Source organism: Cryobacterium glaciale (assembly GCF_004402535.1).
Classification (GTDB): Bacteria; Actinomycetota; Actinomycetes; order Actinomycetales; family Microbacteriaceae; genus Cryobacterium; species Cryobacterium glaciale.
The window spans coordinates 1-25,469 of record NZ_SOEY01000003.1; the positions used below are offsets into that span (position 1 = coordinate 1).

Consider the following 25,469-nt stretch of genomic DNA (forward strand, 5'->3'; position numbering starts at 1 on the left):
ACCCCCGAGAACCGGCTGTTCCGACCACGGTGCTCAACTGGCCGGAAACAGTGCCGCACTGGCCGGATATTTATCGCTCAAATGGCCGACCTCAAGTTGACAAAACACACGAGGTGCAGCAACGCGCGGGATTCGGGGGTCAGTCGGTTCTGAAAGACCACGGCGAGAGAACTGATCAGGAACGGCCCGCTTTCGCTGGCGAGCAGGAGAAGCCCAACCAAGATGGCGCGGTCAGAAATGAGGGTGGGCCGTGCGCTGGCGCCGGCGACCCGAGCGTCCTCGCTCCTCCACGCAACGAATTTGTCGAGGATGCCGGTCTGGAAAACCCGGGAGTGGGCCAGGGCCACCTGCTGCGAAGTGAAGACATAGTCTGCGCGAGCGCCGGAGTGCACTTCGGCGGCGCTCATACCGCCGAAGTCGGAGGGGTCCGGTACTGCGGAGTCAGCCATCATGGTTGCCCTCAACTTGGCGAGGCGGTCGGTATCGAAGTTGAGGTTGTCGGTGAATCGGTTGTTTGTCATGAAAAGTATGTGTGCGGCTGATTTCGCGCCTCAAGGCATATTGCACTGCATTTGTCATGTTCATCTCCTCTTCTTCATTGAAAATCTTGATCAACAAGCATAAAAAAATTCACACTATTTTCCGAGAGCGACGCCGCCGCCGCAGAGATTGCCGTGTTAAACCGTGCCAGGTCTGGCAGAAGGGGCTGCTCGTAGAGCTGTTGCTCGGCCGCTCGTCGTAAACGTCCGCTTGGTCTGCAACCGTAGGAAAAGGTTTCGGTTCATTCCACCGAGTCACCGACAAAGTTTCGCGAATTAGCGAAAAGGCACGCACGCGTGCTCTTTGCCGCGCATGACCCCATCGAGGCCGCCATTCGGGTGGCCACGATTGGCCACTAATGCCCGGCACGAATCCTCAAGACCACCTCTCTTCCAGAGCCAAAGAACTCTGGCTTAATGAACCAGATCCGGGCCCACGCTCCGCGCGTTACGCAGCAGCCGACACGAACGACGCCGACGGCGACGCCCCGCAGCCAGCGAACACCAGGCGCCCCGTCAACTGGGTTTCGACTCTTTACGGCTATGAGGAATTCTGGCGCGAAAATGGACGGAGCCCACGGGAGAACACGCGTAATCTCGCAACCCTCCCCGCCGAGGAACGCCGAAAGGGCGGCTGGGCAGGCTATCAACGTAAGTTCGAAGAGAGGCTCTGCCGGTACCAGATCATTCGCCTCGACCTCTCACCGGCCTTTGAATGGGATCCGCAGGAAAACATCTGGCAGAAAAACTTCGCTGCGTACGTTCACCACCTGCAACGGACCGGGAACCCGCCCTACCTTAACGGCGCAGACCCAGTCGAGTTCGCGCTCGGCCGATGGTTCAACCGCCAACTCCGGCAACTCCAAATAGACGCGCAGCCCAAAAACAGAGCCGACCAACTGGCCGTCCTCCTCGCCCTTCTAAGCACAACCGGTGCAATCAGCCACCCACGCTGAGAACGGCAGGCATCAAAACCCCGACTCATCGACATTAGTCACTGCGGAAGCTGCCATCAGGAGAACTAAACGTAGTCTGAAGACATGACGGCTGGCTCTGAATCGACCCGAAACGGGTGTTCCGCGTTCGGTGATCGCCGAGCACGGAACAAATCAACGAGGGCGCTGTGACACCTAGGACTGGGTGCGACACGCTGTCCGCCGCTAGCCGCATCGGATTCCTCGGCGACACTCACGGCGACCTGGAACACGTACTCATCGTGTCCCGCACCATGCACGCGCGCGATATTCAAACTCTCGTGGTTTTGGGAGATTTCGGCTTCATTTGGCCCGGCCACAACTGGGACAACGTCCTCGACAAACTCAGCCGACGGCTCACCGTCACAGCCCAGACCCTCTACTTCGTCGACGGCAACCACGAAGACTTCACTCGTCTCTACCGTTTTCCGCTCACCGAGGACGGATTGCGTTGGCTTAGGCCCAACATCGCCCACATTCCGCGCGGCTGGCGAACCACCCTTGCTTCCGGCAAGACCCTGGCGGCGCTGGGCGGCGCGAATTCGGTCGACGTAGGGCACCGCAGGGAAGGTACCTCATGGTGGCCAGCCGAATCCGTCACCGAAGCCGACCTAGCCACGCTCGGAAACCAGCATGCCAACGTCCTCATCGGACATGACGCACCACTGAACGTGCCATCACTCGATACCTGGCTCAACGAGACCGATCGTTGGTGGCCAGCAGCCGGAATCCACTATTCGGCCGCCGGCCGGGCCATGTTCCACCGCGGGTTTCTACAGGTGGGCGCCGAACTCTATCTCGGCGGCCATTACCACCGCCACTTCGATGAAACCGTCGACTACGACGGTGACAGCCCGTTCACCACCCGAGTCGTCCTCCTCGACAAGAACGGTTCCGAGCGTGCCATCAGCCAAGCGATACTTGATACCAACACCCTGCACATCGAATATTTCACCCGCAACGACCAGACCGTAAGCAATAAATACATCATTGGTGTGGACCCGCAGCTGGACAGCAAAGCGGATGATGCGGCTCCTGCTGGTGAGTCATGATTCCGGGTGTCGTTTGGCAAGACGTTGAAGCGGCTGGCGGCATGTATACGGGCGCCGAAGTTCTCCAACTGATCAACATGCGCACGGGAGACCACGCAATTCTCTCGCACCTGCGCCAGCAGGGCCATCTTCTCTCGGTCAAGCGCGGAACTGCATACATCTACCCCCGGTTCCAGTTCGATCCAGAAACACACCTCATCCGCCCGGTGATCGCTGACCTCATCAAGCTCGCCGCCGACGCCCGATGGACCCAAGAAGAACTCCTCGTCTGGCTGTGCTCACCCTCGGGCCATTTTCGTGGCCACCGGCCCGCCGAACACGTGGACCACCCCGACAACGTCCTCGACGCGGCACGACAAGCGGCCACGATTCAATGGAGAGGCAACGCTGTCCGACCGCGTCCCGGATAAATTTTGACTACCAGTCACCGATGACGGACTGCCCTGGATTCGATCGAACATCATGCACATCCCGCGTGGCTACAGAACCGTGCTGGCCAGCGGCGCCACCCTCGCGGCCCTCGGCGGTGCTAACTCGGTGGATATCGGCCATCGGGTTTTGGGGCATTCCGTCTGGGCAGAAGAATCAATCACCGAGGCCGACCTTGCCAAGCTCAGCCTCGAGCCGACCCATGTTCTCATCGGACACGATGCACCTTTGAACCTCCCGACCCTGGACACGTGGCTGGCGGCAACAGATCGAATCTGGCCGCCAGCGGGCCTCAGGTACTCCGCCGAAGGACGTTCCATGTTTCATCGAGGGTTCCTGCAGGTGCAGCCCCGGCTCTACCTCGGCGGGCACTACCACCGGCACATCGACGAATCGGTCACCTACACGACCGGCGAAATGGAATTCCACACACGCGTCGTCATCCTGGACGAAGGCGGCTCAGCATTCAGGATTAGCCAAGCCATCCTCGACGTGCAGACCCTCGAATTGGAATTCATAACCCGGGACGGTGTCCAAACGGACGCGCGCAGATGAACTCATCCGGGCGATCCCCTGCGCCGCCGATGAGCAACAATCAAAGTCACGCTTCTGATCTTCCATCACGGCTTTTGTGCTACCCGTGATTTCGATGATGCTGTCACATCAGGTGCCGTCGCATTCCTCGCGAGGGTACGGCGGCTCATGACCTCCGCACTGCCCAAACGTTCCTTAGGGACGCTCATGGCCATCGCCCGAACTCGCGTGGCCGCTGACAGAAAACCGGGAGCGACAACTCCGTCAGGGGTCCGCGCCCTAGCCGAAATCGATGACGAAAGCTCGGTGACCGTCACAATCGAACTGTTTCCGGAAATCTTCAACGAAGAAGAGACAGCGGTCTCCGGTGACACCTAGCCGCGACTGGATGTGCTTGGTGTCAGCGACGGTTGAAAACTGAGCCACTACCGACGCTGAAAACTGAGCCACTTGTTGGCCGTGGGCAGCTGGTGCTTAAGCGTGTCCAACGTCTGCGTACCGCTCAGATCAGGCGCTTCCGCATCTGAAAATACTACAAGTAGACACCGTGCGGTAAGCATCCACGCCCTCGGTCTTTATGTTTCAGAGGGTCGAGTTTGGCGTCTCTCCATGCACAGGCAGCTAAACGTTCTTTTTCTTCTGAAGGATTTCGTCCACATCGTTGATAAAGATGCCGAGCAATTCCCCTGGCTGATGATTGAAGCTGCTGTGACCAAGGTCCTGCCGCATTGCCTTGAGAAGACCTTCGAAGCTGAGCATAATCGCCGAGGTATCGCCGATATTCTCACGTGAGACTTTTCGGAAAGCGTTCCAGTTACGGATCACACCTCGCGATCCGTAGGAAATCAGCGGAGGAGTAATGCTGGCAAAGAACTCTTGCATTTCGTCGGGTCGCATTGTCTCCGGCAACTTCTGTAGGTTTAGCATTCGCATGAGACCCCGGATTAATTCGTCATAGAGCTTCGTCTTGTGCTCTCGGACGGCGTTCTCCAGTGAACGCCGCCGTTCGAGCGATCGAGTAGTGAAATATGTGACGATTGGGACAAGTAGAAGGCCCGTGAATCCTGCTATCGCCGTCATGGTCGTGGGATTGAGTCCAAGGAAAGCCTTGAGAATGGCAGATCCCAGCCACCACGCAACGTAGGCGATGCCTACCAAAAGGAAAAGCCCGAGGAGAGCCTTGATCGCCTTTGCCATTACTTCCTTCACTACTCCATCTTGATTGCCCTGCGTTCGCGAACTCGGCGCCGTCGGACTCGAGTATCAACCCTGCAGATTCCTGAGGCACGCCAACGTCCAACCACTGGCCGGGCGGTCAGTGTGCCGGTGTCGTCCCCAGCAGCGCCGAGGGCTCCCCACTCCACGACACGACCAGCTCGTCGCGAGCCCGCGTTGCTGCAACATATAGCAGTGACCGCTCGCGAAGCAGAGCATCCGGGCGTTCCGCTTCCGCGAGTTGCTTCAGCAGGTGGATGTTAGGCAGCGTCTTGTCGCCGAGGCCGAAGAGTAGGACACGAGCGAACTCCATACCCTTCGCTCGGTGCATGGTGAGCGCCTGCGGGTATCCCGTGGTGGATTTGCCGGAATCAAGGGCCCGCACTGTGACACCGCGTTCGGCAAGTCCAGAGACGACACGATCTCGCTGACCACGATCGCGAACGAGTATCCCGATGGACTCGGGTTCACCGCCTGTCTCAAGCCATCCAGAGACGATGGTGGCAGCGCCGTCAAGCTCTTCGGCGAGACTCGAGTACGGTCGTAATTTTGGCTCGGGGCCACTCCGTGCGGAGCGATAGTCGGACGCTTTCTCCTGCCCTTCCTCGAGGTCCACAAAGTGAATTCCGCTAAGCAAACCGATCGCATAGGCCAGGTTCTGCGCTGTCGTTCGATAGTTCAGCGTGAGACGTTGGGAGCGCCCGACAATCTTGATCCCGAACTTGCTCAGGGCAACGCGCTGGCCGTAAATGCGCTGGTGCGAGTCCTCGGCGATGAAGAGGTCGTTTGCACTTTCACCGACGAGAGCACGTAGTAGCAGCCAGTGGGCTGCGGTCAGGTCTTGGCCCTCGTCGATAAGCACGTGGTCTGCCTGAAACTGTCCTGTGGCAGCGGATGCCGCGCGCAGGTGATCCGCGGCGATTACGTTGGCCTCGTGGTAGTCGATGGAGGCGTTCATCCGGGCAATGCGCCGGTACGCCTCGATCACTGCCCAGACGTGGCCGCGCTTGCCGCGGTCCAGGGCGACGCCACGTCCGGCGCGACGCACCGAGAAGTAGCCGTCCTTGTCCGTAATGCCGTTGGCCAAAACAATGGCCACGTATTCGCCCTCGAAGAACGCTTTGTTCTTCAGATCCTGGGGTAGCTCTCGTCCCGCTATGTCGATGGCTTCTGTCCAGAGTTCCCCGCTACTCCGGCTGCCAATGTCCGTGGTGCGAACGCCGAGAATCCGCTCGACAGAGTCAGCGATGGTCGCTCCGGCGTCCTTCAAGACTGCGCTGGCTACGGCATCCACTGTCGAGATCCAGACGCCGGAGGTACCGAGTGTGGGTGCGAGCGGGGTCGCCGGGTCGAGCCGAAGAATGTCCGTTCGGAGTGCATCGGCCAGGTTCGTCGTGAACGTCGTGATGATCGTGCGTGACTTGGGTTCGCTCGTGGTGAGGTGGTGTGCGCGGTGGAGCACCACGACGGTCTTGCCAGTTCCTGCGCCGCCGGAGAGTCGAAACGCTCCATTGAAATGCTTTGTGGCGTACTTGCGTTGTTCTGGGTGCAGGAAGGTGCGCCAGGCGCCGAAGTCGCCGCCCTCGATGACTTGGCGCAGCTCGTCGTTGTCCTCGATGAAGGCGAATTCCATTTGTGCGGCGGGGTGCTTGAGCGCGCGTAGCAGTTCGTCGTCGGCGGTAGCGGCCGTATCAGGCGTGTATTCACCCAAGCCGAGCTTCGCTTTGACCTCATGGATGGGGGTACCCACGGCTAGGTCGAGGAGGGCCAGCCCTTGCCATTTCACGGCCGCGTCAATGAGGGCGTTCAGCTCGGTGTCGTTGGCCGCCACGGCATCGGTCGCGAGGCTCAGTTCGATGCCGAGCGATTCAACGAGTTCTTGAACATTGTGGCCTTCGAGCGGACCGGGCTGAATATCGGGCGCAACTGGCTCAGAGGGTTCGGCGATGGCCGGTGGTGCAAGATGACGCGGGGCCTTACCTGGATCGCTGCCAGTTGGAGTGCTGGCAATGACGAGCTCGGCGACGCCGTTGACCGGGTTGATCGTCAGAATCCGGGTTCGCGCCACTTCGATGGCTTCGTCGTGCAGCCAGGTACCGATGTAGACGTAGTGTGCGTCGTCACCGCCCTTCACTTTGAAAATCACTGCACGGTTGGCCAGGTCGACGCGACCGGTTCGCGCCCGCGCATCAGCGGCGTTGTGCATCTTTTCGATGTGCAGCCCGGCGGTGGTGTCATCCTTCCCGAGCTTTTCGAGAAACGCGTACGCCTTCGTCCTCAGCGCAGGTTCCATTTTCTTGGTGTCGGGTTTGAGGATGATGGTGGGCATTACTTGGCTCCTACCGGCGCGAGCGCATGTTGAACTGCATCAATCGACGCTTCAATGACCAGCCATCCAGACGAGGTCAAGTCAGCGCGGTCTTCGTCACTCAGGTTCACATCGGCGGCGATGCGTTGATCAATCCAAGCCACGGGAACGGGTATCCCGTCCTCGGTCTCGAACCCGACCTGTGGCACGGGGATCCCCGGCGTGTCAGCCAGCGATCGGACGAATTCTTGCTCGAGGGCTGAATACGCCAGTGTGATCGCGGCGGTCCACTCGGAGGTAAAGTCTGTGGCGCCCAGAGGCGGCGAAGTGGCAGGGACGGCCTTTACGCCGACCTCCACTTGCGTCAGCGCACGGATGGTCGTCGGTGCGGTTCGCAGGCCGGTCAGATTCGCCAGTCGCAGCCAGGCGCGCCAGCCGCCGTTATCTTCCTTAGCCAGCGCACTTCCGCGGTTGTCGAGGATGATCCCCATCTCGACGCCGGAATTCATTCCCAGGCTGGGGTCCCTGATCCGGCAGACCACGGAGAGAAATCCGTCCCGGTGCAGCCACGCTGGGTTCCCGGAGGTCGCGGCCGGTTCTTGAGCCGGGGTGGTCAGGTCGATGGCTGCCCGCTGGGCCGCGGATGTGTGTTCGTCAAATATGACGGCTGTCGAGCTGGAGGCGAGCAACCATGGCAACGCGTCGGCGAGTCGGGCCCATTCGTCGGGTTGCGGATGGTGCACCCATTCGATCAGCTGCGAAACCGGGTCGAGACTGATCAGGTTGAGAACGGCGGGCCGCAGTGAAAACTGTGTCATTACGCGGGCGGAGGTACCTGCGTCGATCCAGGAGGGCACCGTGCTGGTGCCAGCGGTCGGTTCGAGATCTTCCCACGTAATGGCCATAACGTGGTATCCGGCATCACGGAGTCCTTCGCGCTTTGTGGCATCGTCGGCAAGCCGGTTGTGGTTGGCGCTGGCGTGAAAAGTCCAACCATCGGTGAAGATGGCGATCCGCGGCACATTGATGTCCTGGGTCGTGAGTACGAAGTCGGGTTTACAGTTTGGAAGCTGCTCCTGCGGAACCAGCGTCCACGTTTGGTGAGTGGTCGGCATCGTAAATCGCACCCGGTTGCCGGTCGGGCCTGGAATCTCCTTGACAGTGGCGCCGGCTGCGGTCAAGCGTTCGATGAACTTCACTCGGAACAGTTGCTCGAGCAGTGATTCGTCGCTGGGAACGCTTGTATCCACCTTGGATACCGCCCAATCGTCGAATAGCGGGACAACGTCGATGGGCGCTTCTGCCGTCGTTCCGCTCGATAAGAGCTGAAAGAGGTAGCGTTCCGCAGTCGCCCGTGAGACAGAGTCGATCTGCCAGGGCGTGGCAAACGGTAGCAAGCACTTGTGACAGGCCAAGCGCGGTTCATCGCGACAGGGGCAGGTGCGAACTTTCTGCCAGGCGCTGTGGATGATCTCCCAGACGCGCTGAGGGTCTGCGAACTCGGCGAGGTAGCCGGTGCCGCCGGGTACCACGTCGTGAATCAGTAGGGCATCATGATTGACACCATCGGATTCGGCGGTGGGATCGACGACTTGGGCAATCTGAATGTGGTCCGGCGCGCCGCCTAATTGTTCTCGCAGTCCGAGTAGAAGTGCAGCGGTCAGGCTGGGGCCGGCGAACTTGTCGCCGAGGGTCATCGCGGCCGGCAGCCGGATGAGAGCACCCTGAGTCGTCAGGGTATGCGACAGCGCGATTTCGCGCGGATTCTCTTTGTCTGACTTGCGATATCGGCACCATGCACGGTGTTCTTCGGGTCGGTTCGACTTCGCCGCGGTGTCAAGTTTGCCGCAGTGCCCACAGACGCGAAATAGCGGTGCTGTGCGCTCTTCGCCTGCCACCATGCGAGTCGCACCGAAGCCCCCAGACCGGCCCATGTTGAGCCATTTGATATCGACTCTGTGCAAGTACTTCACGCCGAAGTCATACCCGTCAAGAAACCACTGGTCGGTGACGAAAGCGGGGTTGACGTCGGCGGCCACGACGATGTTGAAGTTCTCCCGCTTGCGTTCCTCGCGACTGTCGTTGATCGACGACTCGTCACGGCGCACCTCAGCCGAGACGCGCTTGATTTCGACGACATCGATGTGTTGCTTCATGTCGGCGATCGCCTTGCTGTTGCAGCGTGGGCAGACCTCCACGGCCACGATTTCTCCCGTGGTTTGCGTGTCCTGGCCGAAGCCGCACTCGGGGCAGAATACCCATGGGCGTACCGCTGAGGCGTTCGCTCCCAGGTCAACAGCGTCGATCAGCACTTCGAGGCCCTGCGCGTAGAACGTGGCACCCGGTGCGAGCTCGCTCAGAGCGACGGATGCGCCGCGCTTGTACGCGATGGCATCGCTCTCGTAACCTCCGGTGTCGGGGTCGAACCAGCTGAGAGACACGTCGAGGCTGACCGAGTCGTCGAGGAGCGTGTAGTTCGGGAGGATGCCGTATTCCTCGAGAACGCTGATCCAGTGCACTCCGCGCAGATCGAACAGCTGGCCTCCGGTGAGTTTGAGCGTTGCTCGTGCGGAGCGTTCCGCTCTCTTCTCATCGTCGGTTGCGGCTGGTGATTCAGCCTTGAGCTTCAGCTCGGGCAGGGCCGCCTGAATGGCCGTTCGGCGGAATTCCAGCTCTTCGACCGTCTTTGCCCATCGGTGCGAGGCGTCGAATAGATGGGCCGCTAGCCCGCTTGTCCCGTGGTCGTCGCCGGGCATGACCCAACTGGTGAGAGCAGAAACCGCCGTCATCGCGAGATCGTCGAACGTCCCCAGAAACCGGTCAAGGTGACTCTGTGCATCCGCTTCAGAGAATGCGATCAGATCACCGAGGAACGTGTCTCGCGCCGCACTTCCAATAGCGGCTTGTGCCTTTCGCGGGTGGCGTCGAGTGTCGTCGCGAGCAAAGACGTCCATGAGGTGGGCAACGAACTGGCGCTGCAAAATCTCCTCGGCGTTCAGGTACGTCGCCGGCGGGCGAACTTCTCCATTGATGACTGAAAGTGGATCCCCGAGCTTGGGAAGGTGCTCCCCGCGTCCACGCACAAATACAAGCGACAGAGAGTTTCCGGTTAGGCGACCGGCGCGACCCACGCGCTGCAAATAGGAGGCGACGGAGCGCGGGAGGGACGAGAGGATAACGGTAGACAGATCCCCGATATCGATACCCATCTCCAGCGTGGGTGTAGCGACGAGCACGTTCGGGGCCTGCGGATTATCGGCGCTGTTTTTGAACTGGCTTTCGTAGCGAAGGCGAGTTTCATCGTCCAGCAATCCGGTGTGTTCGCGGGCGACGACTCGCCGCATGCGTGACGAGCTGTAAAGATTGCGATAGTAGTTGTCGTCCCGGCTGTGTCGCGCGAGCGTGCCGGGACACCGCACGAACAGGCACGGTGCACCTTCGAGCTCGGTGATGACGGTGATGGATCCGGGGTTCTGAGCGTGGCAAATATCGCACTCCAGGAAGTGGCGTCCCGCCGTGAGGTCACGGAGTTGCACTGCCGACACGACGACTGCCTGTGGGGAGAGCGAATACACCTGGGCGCCGGAATCCGCGTTCACCACGTTGAGCAGGCTCGCATCAACGAGACGCTGCATCAGCGCCTTCGCAAAGCGCGCGCCCTCGTGAGGCGTGACGTTCAGACACTTGCCTGCCCAGCGCGAATACCAGCTCTGGGCAGATGTCACCGGGTCGAGGTTGCCGGCATACTTTGCCCCGCCGACGGTGCCGCCGATCCGGGCAAAGGCCGGAGCCTTGCGACCCTTCGGGAAGGCTGGCATTCCTTGAGAGCGTGGCCGACCACCCCACACGGAATACCGATCGCCATCGCGCTGAATGTACTTATCAAGCCACGGGTGCTGAATGCCGCCACTCTCTCGCAAATGCTCAAGAACACCCCGAACCCAGGCCGCGAGCTGAGCATCCGTGGGTTTGCTGTGGCCGAGCTCAGCCTGAACCTCAACCGTGTCCAGCAGCGATCGGGCAACGGTAACCAGCTTTTGGGTACTCCCTACCTCGACTTCGGCAACCACGCTGCCAGTCATCCCGAGGGTGCGACCCACACGCGAACTGAGCCCAAACTCAAGAAGAGCGTCGAAAAGCAAACGACGGCCCACACGAGTACGGGTGCTGGGTTTCGATTGCGACAGCTTCGCACTCTGCCAGAAATCGACGAACTCATCCCTATCCGCGTAATCGGGAGCGATGAGCTGATATCGCCGGGACTTGTCATCGCCAGCCAGCCGAATGGTCTCGGCGACCAATTCGTCAAGGTTGAGTCGACCGCTTCCGACGGCATCTCGAAAAATTGAGCGCAGCGACAAAGCGTGGGAACGACTCTGAACAAACCCGGCGCGGTGCGCGGCGTCCTGAACACTGTCGGTGAAAACCAACGCCTTCTTCTCAACCTCATCGAGCGTGGCCGAGCCAAACAGATTCGACAGGGTCACCGAAAGCAACGTCGCAATGGCGCTACCCATGAATCGGATGCCGTCACTCTGCTGACACGACGGGCAATCGTCATTGCTGGACTCATCGCCGGCGTCGGGGCCCGTGTGAGTAAGCACTGGGATGATGTAGCCGTCAATGAAGTCAGCGTCGTCGTCCGCGGGTCGGGCCTGTTCCAAGACACGGTCTTTCGTGTGGAACCAGCGCAACCCCTCAACCTCGGGCACCTTGCCGGGGACCGTCATCGCTAGGTGCAGAGCTGGGTCAGCTTCCCTTGGCGCGAACAGGAGCGCTCGGAAGCGTTCGCCGTGCTGCAGGTGATTGCGCCGAATACTAGTATCGTCCATATCGAGGTTGGAGCCCGTGGGCGCTAATTGAACGCCCCAACCTGATCGACCACAATGGCGGCAGTACACCGCTGGAAAATAGGCGAGGTAGGGGTCATCGACCCCATCGTCAGTCTGAAAACCGGTCGGCACTCCATCGTCACTCCACCGGTACTGCACGTCAGCGGTCGTGGCACGATCCACTCGGCTCAGTTCGCGCACCCATAGGTGCACATCCACACTCGCCGCCTCACGACCGACGACCTTTCGAACATGGCTGAGCATGGCGATGACGTTGTGCAGAAATGCATGCCGCACCGCATCGCGCGACGTCTCTGTTTCCGTCGCTCCAAGTGCTCTGGAGAATACGCGCTTGGCCAAGTCCGCCACCGAGATAGATTCGGCCGTCGCCGCGATGAGACTGCGCAGAAACGGATGACCTTGTGATGCAGCCAACAAGACCTCATCATCGAGGTCACCAGACCCAGCGAAGAGATTGTCCGGATCTAGATAGAGGTGTTGCAGGACAGTGCGGCAGATAGCGGATGACTCTGCCGCGGGGCCGAGATCGGTGACGGCACTGCTGAGGTCGGCAAGAACGCGCTCGTCAACGTCGAGCACTTCGATACCGTATGAGAAAAGCGTTGGGCCGGCCTCCGCAGACCAATCCTCAAGGCCAAGTCGCGTTTCGGTGACGACTGAACTTTCATCGAATTCATCGCCAAACACGGTCTGAGCGAATCGCAGCATGACTGCCGGGTCGCCTTTGTCACCAAGCGTGGCGGAAGTTGCCACGGGTGTGATGCGGCCCAGCGGGCGAGCTCGATCGGCGTTGGAGATTTCACTCGCGTCGTCAGCCCAGTGGCTCTTCAGCGTTAGGCCCAGCCGGCGCAGCAACATGGCCACATCGGTGCCCTGCGCTCCGTCGTAGGTGTGAAACTCATCGAGAACCACGTACTGAAGGCTCAGGGCGCTCTGTTTCCAGAGCGTAGCGTCTTCGTTGCGGAGCAGAAGTTGGTCGAGCATCTTGTAGTTAGTGAGCAGAATGTCCGGTGCTGTGTCGCGGATGATGCCACGATCGTTGATCAGCCCGGCCGCGCTCACCTTCGTTCGCTTGGTGTCCTGCTGACCGGTATAAATCGCAGCGGTCACCGCGCCGAGATCCGCATGAGTAGCAAGTAGCTCGGTGAGGCGTTTCGCCTGATCATTGGCGAGGGCGTTCATCGGGTAAAGGATCAGCGCTTTCATGCCGGTCACGCCGGCCTTCTTCGCCCGTAGAACGTGGTCGAGGATCGGGTTGAGAAAGGCCTCCGTCTTTCCTGATCCTGTTCCAGTTGTCACCAACGTGGGTAATGGGCGGGGCTTCTCGTCGGTCAAATTCGCGCTGCTGAGGCGCGCGAATGCCTCGGCCTGGTGGCCGTAGGGAGGAAACCCCTCGTACCAGTCGAGCGTGTCACGCCAGCCTTCGATGGCCGGTTTGAAAGGCAGCCGGAGACGCACGTACGGACCCTTGAAGATTCCATTTACGGGATGAGCGAGAAAGTCGTCGAGGGCCAACTGCGCGTCATTGTCGGCGAGGGCAAACGCCGTCGTCAGATATTTGGTAAGGCCCTCCTGCAGGTCACCCGCCTGCAGGGTAGGGAGCAGCTCGCTCACGAGCGCTCCGCCAAGATCTTTTCGAAGTGGGCGTACGCCTGCCGCATGTCGACCTCGCGGTCGTTTGAGGTGAAGGGGAATTCGTACGTGTAGGTATTGCCTGCAGGGTTGGTCGCGGTGCGTTCCTCTAGCGAGAGGCGGTCACCGCGCTTGCGGTAGTCAGCCGCAAGTGCGGTCGGGACGAGCCGGCCGTGAACGTCGTAGAGGTTCGTGCGCTCATACCCGTGGAGCACCGCAAACTGGGTGCGGTAAATCGTGCACAGCTCCTCCGCGTCGAGACCGAGCATGAGCGCCACGAGCGCGTCAATCTCGACCAGCGCTTGTCTGCGATCTGCTGCAATACGGAGCGGCACATCCGGTCTCCATTCCGGTCCCACTTCGCCAAGTTTCGGGCGATCGGTACGGGCGGCGCCACCGGCCCACTTGTCGCATGCAAATGCAGGGTTGTGCACCTTATTCCAGAGGTCGCCGTAGGCGTCGGTGACGCAGTTGAGACGTAAGGTGCGCAAAATCAGCGCATCCTGCAGCAGTTCACTTTGTGAAAGAGGCAGCCGATTGAGCGTTTTCAGCTGGACGTCAGATTTCGGAGACGTCCGCACCGCGAAATCCAATACGAGAGAACTGAGATGTCCGACCAAAGTGGCAAGATCGCGGCCACTTAATTCAGGCGTTCCCGCGCTGGAAAGAGGGTGAACGTGCGCAGCCCCTCGAGGAATAATTCCTGCGATCAGCGTACGCTCGCCGGTATTCGCAGCCATTCGCCGCCACGCGACGCGGTAGAAGTCCCGTGGACTGTGCTGGTTCTCGGCACCCCATTTCCCATAGGAGGCGTTGTATTTTCGCCTTTCACCCGCAGGCTTATACGACGTTATTGGCATGGCGTCGGGCGCAAGTGTCTCGAAGTCCGTGGCAGACCAGTCTTGGTTGTGAAGCATCGTCTTGTTCGGTGACTTATACAAGGGCGTTCCCACAAACAGGTGAACACCCTGAAGAATGACGTCATTCCACGATTCAACTGGGCCCCAGAGGGTCTCAAAGAAGCCTTTCTTTCGATCTATGCTCTCGTCCCAGCCACGCGAGAAACTCAGGCCAAGATCGCCAATGCGCGGATTCTTCGCAAGCTTGCCAAGTGCATCGCTGGTTCCCTTGTTGACCGTGTAGACCATGCGCGTTTGGAGCAGCGGTACGGAGTCATCTTCAAGTACTGAATGCCAGGTGCGCAAAACGTCGTCGGTCACATGTGTTATCCGATCAGCGTGTGGGCGCATGTCCCACTTGCCATCGGGGTCTTTTAATCCAGGTTCCTGTCCAGAGCCGTCGTGCTGGATAGAACGTGTAATCACCTCCGGGTGGTAAATGTAGGTGGCCATGACGAAATCTGGCGACTTATTCTCTGGCCCATATATGTGAACACCGAAAAAGGCTTTATCGTCGATTTCAAAGAGAATTCGCTCGTTCAAGAAGTGCCAGTGCTGACGGAGTCGCAAGTAAGTGTGAGCGCGCAGTTTGCCTGCCCTCGCGTCCGTGAAGTGAGTCTCAGGATGAATGAGGCCGACAACGCCTGCTGTCGAAGAATGGCGCCATGTCTGCTCTATGAAACATCGATAGAGATCTGGCTGGAGACCGGCCAATAATGGGTAAACATCCGGTGCGCCGATAAACGTCGACAGGACAGCCACATCAGCAGTTCCACTTATCACGAGATCTGTCATGCCTGGCAAGGCTAGTGTTTCTGTGCGTTTTTCCGCTCGGACTGCCTCGGACGGCTTGAGGGAAAGCTGCCACCACGGGTCACCCTCCGCAAGTAGCGAGTCTACGTCGGAACGCGGGCGCACCCACGGCGGATTTCCCACCTGCAGGTCGAATCCGCCCTTGGCAAAGACTGCAGCGAAATCAAGTTCCCAATGAAAGAATCCTTGGCGGTCAGCAACTCGTTCGCATACCCCGAGCCACGGGTGCGCCGCGACGACATCGGCACTCGATAGAACCCCCGCAAACGCAAGCTCGAACTCTTCAGCCTGGTTGAGTTCGCCCCACGAAGAACCTCCACCCAGCGCCACGGCACCGTGCGCGGTGCTTGTGGCCTTCTGTTCTCTGTGACGGCCGAGAAGGCCCTGGCAAGCGGCGATCCATTCGTCAAGAGTTGGCGGCTGAACACCGCCGGTTTCCGCTTCGGTAAGGGGCCAGAACCACAGGGCGTTCCATGCATCCATAACTCGGCGCAGCCGGCGGTAAGCACCGTCGGCGTCGGCGAGAGTTGCTTCTATCTCGGCTCGCTGCACCGTGCCGCCGCTCGGCGTCGTTGGTGCGCCCCAGACGCCAATGTCGCGGCGGATTTCTTGCTCGGCCACCTGCAGGCGCCGCAGGGAAAACTGCCAGAGCACCTCCACCCGGTGCGACAGGTCGACCAGCGCCTTCACCTGGGTCTTACTTGGCTTGGTGCGCATGCTGGCTCGCCAGGTCTTGAGCTTTGCCTGCGCGTCGCCCGCGAGCGCGGACGCCTCCTTGGCGTCGACGGCAGCGCCCCAGCCGGATGAGGGCGCGAGAAAGTGGTGAATCTTTCCCGAGGTGGCGCGGGCTGTGACGCCGTCGCGCAGATTCTCGGCGAGTTCGCTGAGCGGAACATCCGTTGGAGTGGCCGTCAACCACGATTTGTCGTTCAGCTGCGCAGCCGAGTAGACCGCGCGCCGAGATCCGATCAAGGAGTTGCCCCGGCGCAGGTGCAGGCCGAACCACGGAGCGTTCAGGCCCTTGAGCATGGTGTCGAGCCATAGCGAAATCTCAGCAAGCTCGACGGCCGTGGCGTTGAGGTCGACGCCGTAGACCTGGTGCAGCGCAAGGTAGGCCTTGACCTCTTGCAGTCGGCGCGGGTATTCGTCCGCATCGATTCGTTCTCCGAGTTCGTCTTGCTTGCGCTTGAGATACTCGGCGGCGAGCTGACGCACGGCCTCGATGGCGAACGCACCGGAGCCGAGGGCAGGCTCGCACATGGTGAGGGTCAAGATCTCATCTGCGGCCGTGACGGTGTCGTTCTGGTCGAGAAGTTCTTCGAGCGCCTGGGACACGACGAAGCGGGTCAGTACCTCGGGCGTGTAGTACGACGCCGACTGTTGGCGTTCGCGGCCAGCGAGGCGAAATACGAAGGTGCCCTTGGAATGCAGCACCGGAGTGAATTCGTCGGTGTCGGCGTTCTTCGTGGTGACGAAGTCCTTCTTTGCGATGGAGCCGGAGCGGTCGACCGGCACTACCCACGAGCCCTTACTCGCGTCGCCGTCTTTAGCCACCTCGTACATGTCCGATTCGGCAAAGAAGCCGGTGTAAGACATGAGTCCTTCGTAGACGGCGCCAAGCTGGTTGATGCCCAGTTCGGAATAGGAGATGAACCCGCGATCGCGCCCCTTCACCTCTTTGCTCAGCAGAAGGTGGCGGAGTACGTTTTGCACGGCTTCGTTGCCGAGTCTGACCTCGTTGATGTAGGCCGTTGCTTTAGGCAGGAACAGGTCGGCCTTCAGGCTATCGAAATGGAGGCCCGGGGCATCCGTTGAGGCGAGACCGTCGTCGGTCGTGCCGTCGTTACTTTGCGCGTCAGAGGCGGGCGCATGGCCCTCGTCGACGAAATGGAAGAGTCGAGCCAATGACTGGTACAGGTGGGTACCCGACCGAGCCTGGGTGCTGGAAAGTTCGACGAGGGTGAGCTCGCGTAGCCGATCGAGGCCGTAGCCCTTCTCGTAGTCGCCGGCGCCGACCGGCAGCACCCCGAGTTCCGGCGACGCCTCGGCGAAGAGTAGAAAGAGAATACGGTAAAGAAAACGCAGGGACTGCTTTGCGAGTACCTGACCGTCGATGTCGTCAAGCGGCAGGCCTTGTGCCACCCGGCGCACGAGAACATCGTTGGCGATGAGCTCGATCGACAGGCGGATGCCTTCGCGCAGGTCCTGTGAGACGCCCACGGTGTGCTTGACCGACTGGTCAAAGATGGTCGTCCACCAGAGCACGCCGTCGGCGCCGGGAACCACAGACTCGGCTCCGAGCATGGCGAGGGCCCGGTCAATTTCGCCGCCCTTCTTGTCGTCTTTCCGCTCGCAGACCAGCTGCAAATCGATCGCGGCGTACCGGCCTTCGGCCCAGCGTTCGCGCTCGGCGAGTAGCGCCCAGCGGCCAGCCAGGACCACGATGAGATGGGGACTGTTTTCTTGGAGGAACAAGGCCGAGAGTGTGCGTGCGGCGGACGTCAGGGTGATTTTGTCGTCGAGGTGGAACGGTTCCAGCAGGCTATCGCTCTCCTTCTGGAGCAGATCGTCGATGGTGTCGACAGGGTTCGCTTCGACCAGAAGGAGCCCAGCGCCCTCGGTCGCCCAGGCGTCGCGGATAGCGAGTACGGGGCCGGTGCGGTCTACTGACGAGGTGCCGCCCTCGTAGCCGAACACGCGCCGGAGGGTCGCGTAGATATCCGTGACCACGGTAGGGCTTTCAGCCAGGTTGGCCATCGCTGTTTCCAGTCCACCTCGTGCCTCGAGAAAGCGACTGCGCACGGTGGAGTGACCTTCGGCCTTGGCTTCGTCCCAGGTCTTGCGAAGTTTCACTGCTTCTGATTGAAACGACTCGCTCTTGGCATCCGTTGTGAAGTAGTGCTCGCTGATCCAGTCTTCACCGATGATGATTGCATCTGAGGTGGCCATGACTAGATTCCTTCGGTTGCGGTGGTAGCGGGGTTGGCCGTCGGAGTGTCCAAGGGGACGAGCACGACGAGCGGGCGGACGAGCTGCCGCGTTGGTTCCATTGCCTCGGCGACGCGTTGCTCGGCGGTGACCTCGGAGGTGAGCTGCCTGACGACGGACCGCTGGGTAAACAGGCTGGCGTCATCCTTCCAATCTTCGGAACGCCGAGTCCACGCGGCAATGCGTTCGTGAGTGGCTTGCGTCGCCGCTTCGAAGACACCCTCAAGCGTCGCTTCTGCACGCCGAACGGCGGGCGCGATCAGCGCCTCCAGCTCGACAGCGCCCGCGACGGGACCTTTGTTGATCGGTGTGCCGTGCATGCCGGTTTGTGAGATGGCGTCGCCCACACTCTCGAGGGTTTGCACGAGACAGAACTCGGGGTTTGCTGGGTTGGGAAACTCGGCTTTGAAGTAGGCGGTGGCGACGACGTGTCCGCGACGATTTGTGAGTGTTCCGACCAGGATCACGGTGGGGTGTTCGACGTCGGCTCGCACAGCGAAAACCTGATTTCGCGCGAGCGTCGACAGGGCGCGGTCGCTTACCCAGTCCAGTACTGGGTGAAGCGGGCCGAGAAAGTGAGCTTCGGGCCACGTCGTGTGGTCGTCGCCGCGAAGGGCTTCAGCAAGGAGCGCTTTGCCCTTGCCCTTGGTAGTGGCCAGCTTGAACAGCTCCGTGACCTTGCGGTCCGTGAGGTAAGACTGTGGCAGGTACGACAAGCGTTGCTTGAGGTCTTTGGGCGGGATGAACTGCACGATCGAATCCTTGGGGTACTCTCGCCACTCCACGCCGTTGGCCGATTCCTTGGCACCCGGTGTTATGTAGGCCTCTTCGAGTGCTTCGCGCAGGAACGTGACGTCGTCGGGATACAGCCGCGCTTCGGGGACGACCTCAATAGGTTCGACTCCGGCGTCCTCGGCTTTCGCGCCCTGCGTGCGCATGAGCGATGCGAGGAACCCTTCAATGGAATCGAGCCCGGCCACATCATCGACCTGCTGCACTTGCTCATCGAGGGTCTTCTGCCCGCTGAGCACGTCGCGGATGGCATCTTCCTCAGCCTTGACGCTGTACATACCCATCAGCGACGCAACGTCGCCGAGGGCAGTGTGGGCTTCGTGCTCACGTTCCAGCAGGCGGGTCAGTACCTTGAGGTCGCCGGAGAACTTATTGTCCGTGGGGGTGAGGAGAAGGGTGGTGATCTGCGGCGGTACCTTTTGGCCATAGCGATCGATGCGGCCGTTGCGCTGTTCGATGCGGATGAGGCTCCACGGAATGTCGAAGTGGATGAGCTCATGGCATTGGCTATGCAGGTTCACGCCTTCCGAGGCGACGTCGCCCGTGACGAGAACTCGAATCGGCGAGGACGCCTGCTTGAAGCTGTCGATGATTTCTTGCTGTTCCACGTCGGTGAGGCCGCCGTGCAAGATGGCCACGTTCTCAGGCTTGAGACCGAGGGACTTGGGCAGGCTGGCCTTCAACCAGCGCAGTGTCGGGACCCGTTCGGCGAACACGACGGCGCGCTCGGTGGAGCTGCCGCCAACTTTGACGCTCTTTAGGTAGTTGACCAAGGCGGTGTATTTGCCGGATTCAGAGGCTTCGGCGGTGGCGGCGAGGAGTTCGAGTGACGTGAGCGCGGAAATCTCTCGGCCATCGTCGGGTGTGTTTAAGTCGAGCCGTTTGATACGTTCGCGCACGGTCTCGAGCAGCGCTGTGGGTGAAGAGAGGAACGCTTTGGCAAGGGTCCACGGGAAGAGTCGGTTGTTCGCACCCGAATACGGTGACGTTCCATGAGTCGGGTGCAGCCACACGGTGGAGAGCTCCTCAGCAACAGCGTTCTCGGCCGCGCTGGCGGGGACAAGCCGGTTGATGGGCTCTTTGCGTTCAGCCCAGTCTGCGCCGACTTCGGCGGCGACTTCGGGGCTGTGACGATGGCGACGAATGATCAGCCGTTTCGCTTCGTTCTCCCGGATGGTTTTGCCATCGGCGGCCACAGCGGTCGGCTCGAGCATACCGATGAGCTGTGCGAACGATTCGGGCCGGCCGTTGTGCGGGGTGGCCGACGCGAAGATGAGGGCATCCGTATTCTTCGCCAGAATCGTGACCAGCTCATTCACGAGTGTTTCCGTGTTCGTCGCATTGTGGGATTCGTCGATGACGACGGCATCCCAGTGCTGGCGCTTGAGGTGAGCGCGATACTTTTCGTTCTTGAGCGTGTCAACCGAGATGATTGCCCGCTTGAAGAACGTGAACGGGTTGCGCGTGGCGGGCAACTGCTGACGAACCCGTTGGATGCCGGCCGAGTCAAGGCGAACGAACGGTAGGGCGAAACGGGACCACATCTCGTGCTGCATCTGTTCGAGCACGTGGCGTGGCGTAACGATGAGAATGCGGTCGCCGCGGCCTCGCCGAACGAGCTCAGCCAGGATCATGCCGATTTCGAGTGTTTTACCGAGCCCGACCGCGTCGGCGATCAGGATGCGCGGGCGCAGATTCGCGGGGTCGAGGGCCTGGCGCACGGCCTTGTGCTGGTACTGGAGCGGGTCAGCAAGCATCTGAGTTGAGACACTCAGCCGTGGGTCGTTCAGGGGAATGGGTGTCTTACGAAGCGTGGCTTCAAGCCACAGACGGGCCTTGCGGTAGCCGGGCGAATCATCCGCGATGACCTTCGCCTTGGAGGGGTCGAGTTCGACGATTGTGTCGAGACCTTCGTAAAAGCTGGCTGTCGTGTCGCGCACGAGCTCGGAAAGGCCTTGGCAATGAACGAGCCAGCCGTCGGCGCTGGGGTCAATTGCAGTGACCAGCCACTCTTCGTCCCGCACCACGACAATGGAACCGGGCGCAACGTTGAGTTCAGACGGTAGCGATTGCGTTGTCAATTAGACGTCCCCTGTGACTTTTCGATACTCCCCCACCCCGGATTGGCGGCCTTAGCCAAGTCTAACGAGCGCCACCGACACGGCATCGGCCTCGCGAGGCGAAGGAAGAGTGTCTTTGAGGCAATACAGCGCGTGCGGCGTCACAAAAGGACTGCCAGTTGCACACGTGCCAGCGTTTTGTCTGCTGCAGGATTTTGCAGGTGGTGCGGTTGAGGGCACTGGCCGAAGCGTCGGGCGAATCTGTACAAAGGGCACGGCGATCGCCTCGATGATGAGCTCACCGATGCTGCTGGCTTGGCGCCCTGATGGAATCAGTTCACGATGCCCACGGTTGGTTCATCTGCGGAGAGGTCAGAGAAGAGGCGTTGTCGTTCGGCTTCGACGATCTCTTTTACCAGTTCGGCCTCGGAGACGTCGAAGGCTTCCGGAACTGTCTCAGCGGTCTCGCTAATCGCTGCAAAATCGGCGAATACTTCTTTCTTCCTCGCCAGTATCTGGGTTACTCGTATGTCAACGCCTTCCTCGGAAAGGAGTCTGTGCACCTGCACCGTCTTCAACTGACCCATACGATGCGCTCGCGCGATTGCCTGCCACTCGGTTGTCGGTTTGAGCTGTGGTTCGCAGATCACGACGACAGACGCCGCTTGGATATTGAGGCCGACGCCTCCGGCGATGATCTGCGCGACGAGAACAGCGCCGGTGGTGGCTGTTGAGAATTCGTCGACGAGCGCTTGCCGTTTCGCAGGCGGGACGGAGCCCGTCAGCGGCCCGAACACCCGGCCCGGCACGGCTCCGGCAACGATCTCGAGGACGCTGCGATAGTTGGAGAAAACGATCACCTTACGGTTGTTGCTTTCGGCTTCTTCAACAATCGCGATTAACCGCTGGAGCTTTTCCGAACTGCCGCCCCCGAGCATCGCCGCTTGCCGCATGGCCTGGAAGTTTCGGGAGAAAACGGCTGCCCGGTAGGCGACCATATCTGCCGGCGACATCGGCAGCCACTCGTCAACCTCGACCAGTTCGGGCAGTTCCGTGAGCACATCTTCCTGATTGCGCCTGAGGTACACCGGGGCGACTTGCTGACGAAACAGCCGCGGGCGCAAGTCGCTGGTGTCCACAATGAGGTCTGGCCGGATGTAGCCTACGAGGCTGCGGAACTCTTCGACCCGGTTCTCGAGCGGGGTGCCGGTCAGAAGTATTGCGCGTTTGGTTCTCTTGATGATTCGTGCACTGCGCTGCGATCGCAGAGCTGCAGGATTCTTGATGTAATGGGCTTCATCGAGAATCACGCAGGCAAGGTCCTCGAGTGCGGTGACGTGTGATTCTAACCAGCCGAGTGATTCGTACGTTGTAACGGCGACACCGCCAAAACGCTGCCAATTTCGCAGCGCGGCTTCACGGCCAGTTCCGTGCAGTCGGTGCGCGCGAAGTGTCGATTTCGCTTCAACCTCACGCAGCCAATTTGTTACCACTGCTGCAGGAGATATCACCAGCGCATGGCGTGAACCCTTCGTGTGCAGGTGTGCGACAACGGCGAGCGCCTCGATGGTTTTCCCGAGCCCCATCTCGTCGCCAATGATGACCTTGCGCTGGACGAGGGCGAATCGGGCGGCAAAGCTTTGATATCCGCGTAGGGAAACGACGAGCTGCTCTGTTTCCAGGTCGCATTCCCGGACGGCCGCGATCACTTCTTCGGGGAGTCCACCGACTACGGCATCTTCGTCTTCCATGAGGAAGCCCAATTCTTGGAGCATGGCGTAGTAGTCGGCCGGTCGATCAAGGAAATCTTGCCAGGCGTCGTGAGGGCCGCCAGCCGCGGTCGAGCCAGAGATAGTCCGGGCGCGGCGAACGACGGCGTCAACGGTTTCGACAAATGCCCCGTCATCCGAGAGAGCAGAGATGACCACCAGGTGCAGAACATGCCGGTCCAGAGCGTTCACGAGCGGGGTAAGCGCTTCTGCGCGGGCGATATCGGCTGCCGCATTCTTCGTCTTTCGCGTGGCATCCCATTTTCCGAGGAGCCTGACCAGCTGGAAGGTGTGCGGTGTTGGGCTATCGATGTCGATGCGGATCGGCACCTCGTCGTACGTCGCCTGGAAGAGTGTCTGGGCCGCACCCCGAATGCGATGCGCAGTGGTCGCACCAATTCCAGGGAGGGACGAGAGCCGGGTGGCGTGGGTGAAAACGTCCTGGACGGTCCTGAACCCAGCGGCCGTGAGCGGTGTCACACGGATGCGCTCTCGTGTCGCGTCCTTCAACCGCTCTATCGGCATCTCTGCGATGCTGCGCTGGGTGTCGGCCCGGCGAAGCTCGATTCCAGCGTCTCCTATTTGTTGACGGAGCGTCATTTCCTTGCTGAGGGTGTCCTGGATGATCTTGATCGCCCATGGGAGCGCACCAGTCACCGTAGCGGACAGCAGATGGGGTACACCGATTTTTGCGAACTGCGGAGCAAGGCCCACTGCGCCGCTGAGTACCGCAGCCGTGTCAACCGGGTCGAAATGACGAGACCTGTCGTCAGCACCGGACAGGAGTGCTTGCATGCCTGCAGCGCGGCCCCATGCGTAGAAGTTCGTAAGGTATCTTCCCGCGTGATCCCCGGCCTCGCGTGCGTGGCCGCCGCTGACGACTCGTCGAAGTCCATAGAGCGCCTTCACATCGCGCAGTGCGGTCGGGACCTCATCTACCAGGCGCTGCAGCGCGCCCGCGGTTTCGCGTGTGATCGGGGACAGCTCCACGCGGCGGGCCAGAACGCCAAGCCGGCGGGAGTCTGACTGCCGAACCGGCAGCACGCTCCATTGGCGCTCACCGTGCAGCTTCAAATCAACGATTTGGGCCGTGACCTCGGCGGTGGCTCGGTCAGCATCAGTCTGGACCTGAGCGCGATGCGTCGTTATTTCCTGGGCATCCTTCGCCCACGTCGAAAGTTCACTGAGGGCGGGGCGAAGACGTTGGATTTCGTCGCGGTTCATGCTCATGTCGATCACAGTCCTCAGGCGTTGGGCGAGCACTCACACGCTATCGGCCCAAAGCCGCGTCAATTTACGCTGTGGCCCCGCTGCGGACCATTCCCGGGTTTGCGATCGCTGCCGTGCGCTTGGCTATTGCAGCCATATTCGTACCCATCAGAGCAGTAACAGCCAAACCCGCTTCGGTCTTCGCGAGGGTGTCACGGGCATAGGGCCCGTCGCTGCTTTAGCTAAGTTACTTCTACTGAGCATGCCCCTCGAAGCCCAACCACACACAGGCCCGTGCCCCGCAGGAAGGCCGATCCGACAGGCAGGAATGGCGCGGATTCCTTGTGCGGAAGCGTGCAGGGATTTGTCTCTCGACATCCCGAGGCTTTGGGCGTCAAATGGGATTGTTATTAATTCTCCGAATGAGACGAGGACGTCATGACCTCCGCAAGCTACGAACGTTCTCTCGGCACCCTTATGGCCATCGCACGCACGCGTGTCGTTGCCGACCACAAGACAGGGGCGACAACTCCACCGGGAATCCACGCTTTGGCGAGCATTCGGCCCGGAACGCTCGTCGTGGTTACTTCCAGGTCATCTCCTGCCAAGGCTCTGCGCGAAGACGTCAACGATCCTGAGAGGACGTAGCGTGACATGGAGCCAAGATCCCGCATTGGTAGCCTGCTTCTATGCAGCATTCTGTCGTTGGCTTCGAATTCACCGGTGATCCACTTCTCCAAGGAGAATTTCTTCCGTTTCACGAAGGCCTTACAGTCATCTACGGTCTCAACGGTGCTGGAAAAACTCGCCTGGCCGACGGCATGCGAGCTGCCCTGACCGGAGTGAAGTCGAAGATCAACCTGAGCATGGTTGTTCGATTGCACGTGCTCACCGCCGAGGACCTGACCAATGACCGGTCGTCTTTTGATCAACCAACTCCTGGGGCTGGGCTGCTGCTGGCCATTGCGGAGAAATACGCGTTGGCCGATGACTTCGAGTCGTCGGCCAGCTCTCGCCGACACATCACGGTGAGTAAGGCCAGTGAGATCATTGACCAGTTCATCGAGGCACAGTTCGATGCACTCGGTGCCCCGAGAGAGCTATCTGATGAGGTGGCCGCGGATCGCCTGCTTTTGATGCATCCTGCCGGAACTGCGGCTGAGCCGAGCTGGGACGTATGGCCAGTCGCCGACCCAGCAGGCCCACGGGTGGCTGAAGCAATTGAACGCCTGGAACGAGCGAACGATGAGGTCGAAGCGCTCGAGTGGTCGGATGATGGAATGGAAGCCTTTAATGGCTCTCCTGACGTAACCGTGGGTTCGTTGGGAGCGCCTTAACGGCCGCACGCCGCTCTCCGCCTAGGTTTCTAACTGTCAAAGGCAAGAAACTCGGGAACGGAAAAA

At 60.5% G+C, this 25,469-nt stretch carries 13 protein-coding genes; 6 read left to right on the plus strand and 7 right to left on the minus strand.

Going from position 1 to position 25,469, the window contains the following annotated elements; translation table 11 throughout:
- Positions 1–77: 77 nt before the first annotated feature.
- The gene (locus E3O06_RS01340) at positions 78–521 is read right to left on the minus strand and encodes a hypothetical protein (RefSeq protein ID WP_134501243.1); all 444 of its coding nucleotides are present in this window, start codon (positions 519–521) and stop codon (positions 78–80) included.
- A 377-nt stretch (positions 522–898) separates the two neighbouring features.
- On the opposite strand from E3O06_RS01340, the gene E3O06_RS01345 reads away from it, so the two are divergent.
- The 5 genes from E3O06_RS01345 (at position 899) to E3O06_RS01365 (ending at position 3,906) form a co-directional block, all read left to right on the plus strand.
- A complete protein-coding gene (locus E3O06_RS01345; RefSeq protein ID WP_134501244.1) occupies positions 899–1,495 on the plus strand; it encodes a hypothetical protein in 597 nt (198 codons plus the stop codon).
- 167 nt (positions 1,496–1,662) lie between these two features.
- Positions 1,663–2,565 carry a metallophosphoesterase family protein gene (locus E3O06_RS01350; protein WP_166788057.1) on the plus strand — a complete coding sequence of 301 codons (903 nt, stop codon included), beginning with the start codon at positions 1,663–1,665 and terminating at the stop codon, positions 2,563–2,565.
- Positions 2,562–2,975 carry a hypothetical protein gene (locus E3O06_RS01355; RefSeq protein ID WP_134501246.1) on the plus strand — a complete coding sequence of 138 codons (414 nt, stop codon included), beginning with the start codon at positions 2,562–2,564 and terminating at the stop codon, positions 2,973–2,975. The genes E3O06_RS01350 and E3O06_RS01355 overlap by 4 nt, the downstream gene beginning before the upstream one ends.
- Before the next feature lie 79 nt (positions 2,976–3,054).
- Positions 3,055–3,549, plus strand: coding sequence for a hypothetical protein (locus tag E3O06_RS01360; RefSeq protein ID WP_134501247.1), 495 nt, complete (start codon positions 3,055–3,057; stop codon positions 3,547–3,549).
- A 147-nt stretch (positions 3,550–3,696) separates the two neighbouring features.
- Positions 3,697–3,906 carry a hypothetical protein gene (locus E3O06_RS01365; protein ID WP_134501248.1) on the plus strand — a complete coding sequence of 70 codons (210 nt, stop codon included), beginning with the start codon at positions 3,697–3,699 and terminating at the stop codon, positions 3,904–3,906.
- A gap of 243 nt (positions 3,907–4,149) precedes the next feature.
- Here E3O06_RS01365 and E3O06_RS01370 read toward each other — a convergent pair whose 3' ends face one another.
- The 6 genes from E3O06_RS01370 to E3O06_RS01395 form a co-directional block, all read right to left on the minus strand.
- A complete protein-coding gene (locus tag E3O06_RS01370) occupies positions 4,150–4,737 on the minus strand; it encodes a hypothetical protein (protein ID WP_134501249.1) in 588 nt (195 codons plus the stop codon).
- A gap of 106 nt (positions 4,738–4,843) precedes the next feature.
- Positions 4,844–7,072 carry a UvrD-helicase domain-containing protein gene (locus tag E3O06_RS01375; protein ID WP_134501250.1) on the minus strand — a complete coding sequence of 743 codons (2,229 nt, stop codon included), beginning with the start codon at positions 7,070–7,072 and terminating at the stop codon, positions 4,844–4,846.
- Positions 7,072–13,518 (minus strand): DEAD/DEAH box helicase, encoded by a 6,447-nt coding sequence (locus E3O06_RS01380; RefSeq protein ID WP_134501251.1) that lies wholly within the window; start codon positions 13,516–13,518, stop codon positions 7,072–7,074. The genes E3O06_RS01375 and E3O06_RS01380 overlap by 1 nt, the downstream gene beginning before the upstream one ends.
- Positions 13,515–18,197, minus strand: coding sequence for a class I SAM-dependent DNA methyltransferase (locus tag E3O06_RS01385; protein ID WP_134501252.1), 4,683 nt, complete (start codon positions 18,195–18,197; stop codon positions 13,515–13,517). The genes E3O06_RS01380 and E3O06_RS01385 overlap by 4 nt, the downstream gene beginning before the upstream one ends.
- Before the next feature lie 2 nt (positions 18,198–18,199).
- On the minus strand, positions 18,200–21,109 hold the full coding sequence (locus tag E3O06_RS01390) for a helicase-related protein (RefSeq protein WP_198415760.1): 2,910 nt from the start codon (positions 21,107–21,109) through the stop codon (positions 18,200–18,202).
- A gap of 311 nt (positions 21,110–21,420) precedes the next feature.
- A complete protein-coding gene (locus E3O06_RS01395) occupies positions 21,421–24,087 on the minus strand; it encodes a DEAD/DEAH box helicase (RefSeq protein ID WP_241979800.1) in 2,667 nt (888 codons plus the stop codon).
- A gap of 668 nt (positions 24,088–24,755) precedes the next feature.
- Here E3O06_RS01395 and E3O06_RS01400 point away from each other — a divergent pair.
- Positions 24,756–25,403: an ATP-binding protein gene (locus tag E3O06_RS01400; protein ID WP_134501253.1), complete on the plus strand. Its 648-nt coding sequence runs from the start codon at positions 24,756–24,758 to the stop codon at positions 25,401–25,403.
- The last annotated feature ends 66 nt before the right edge of the window (positions 25,404–25,469 follow it).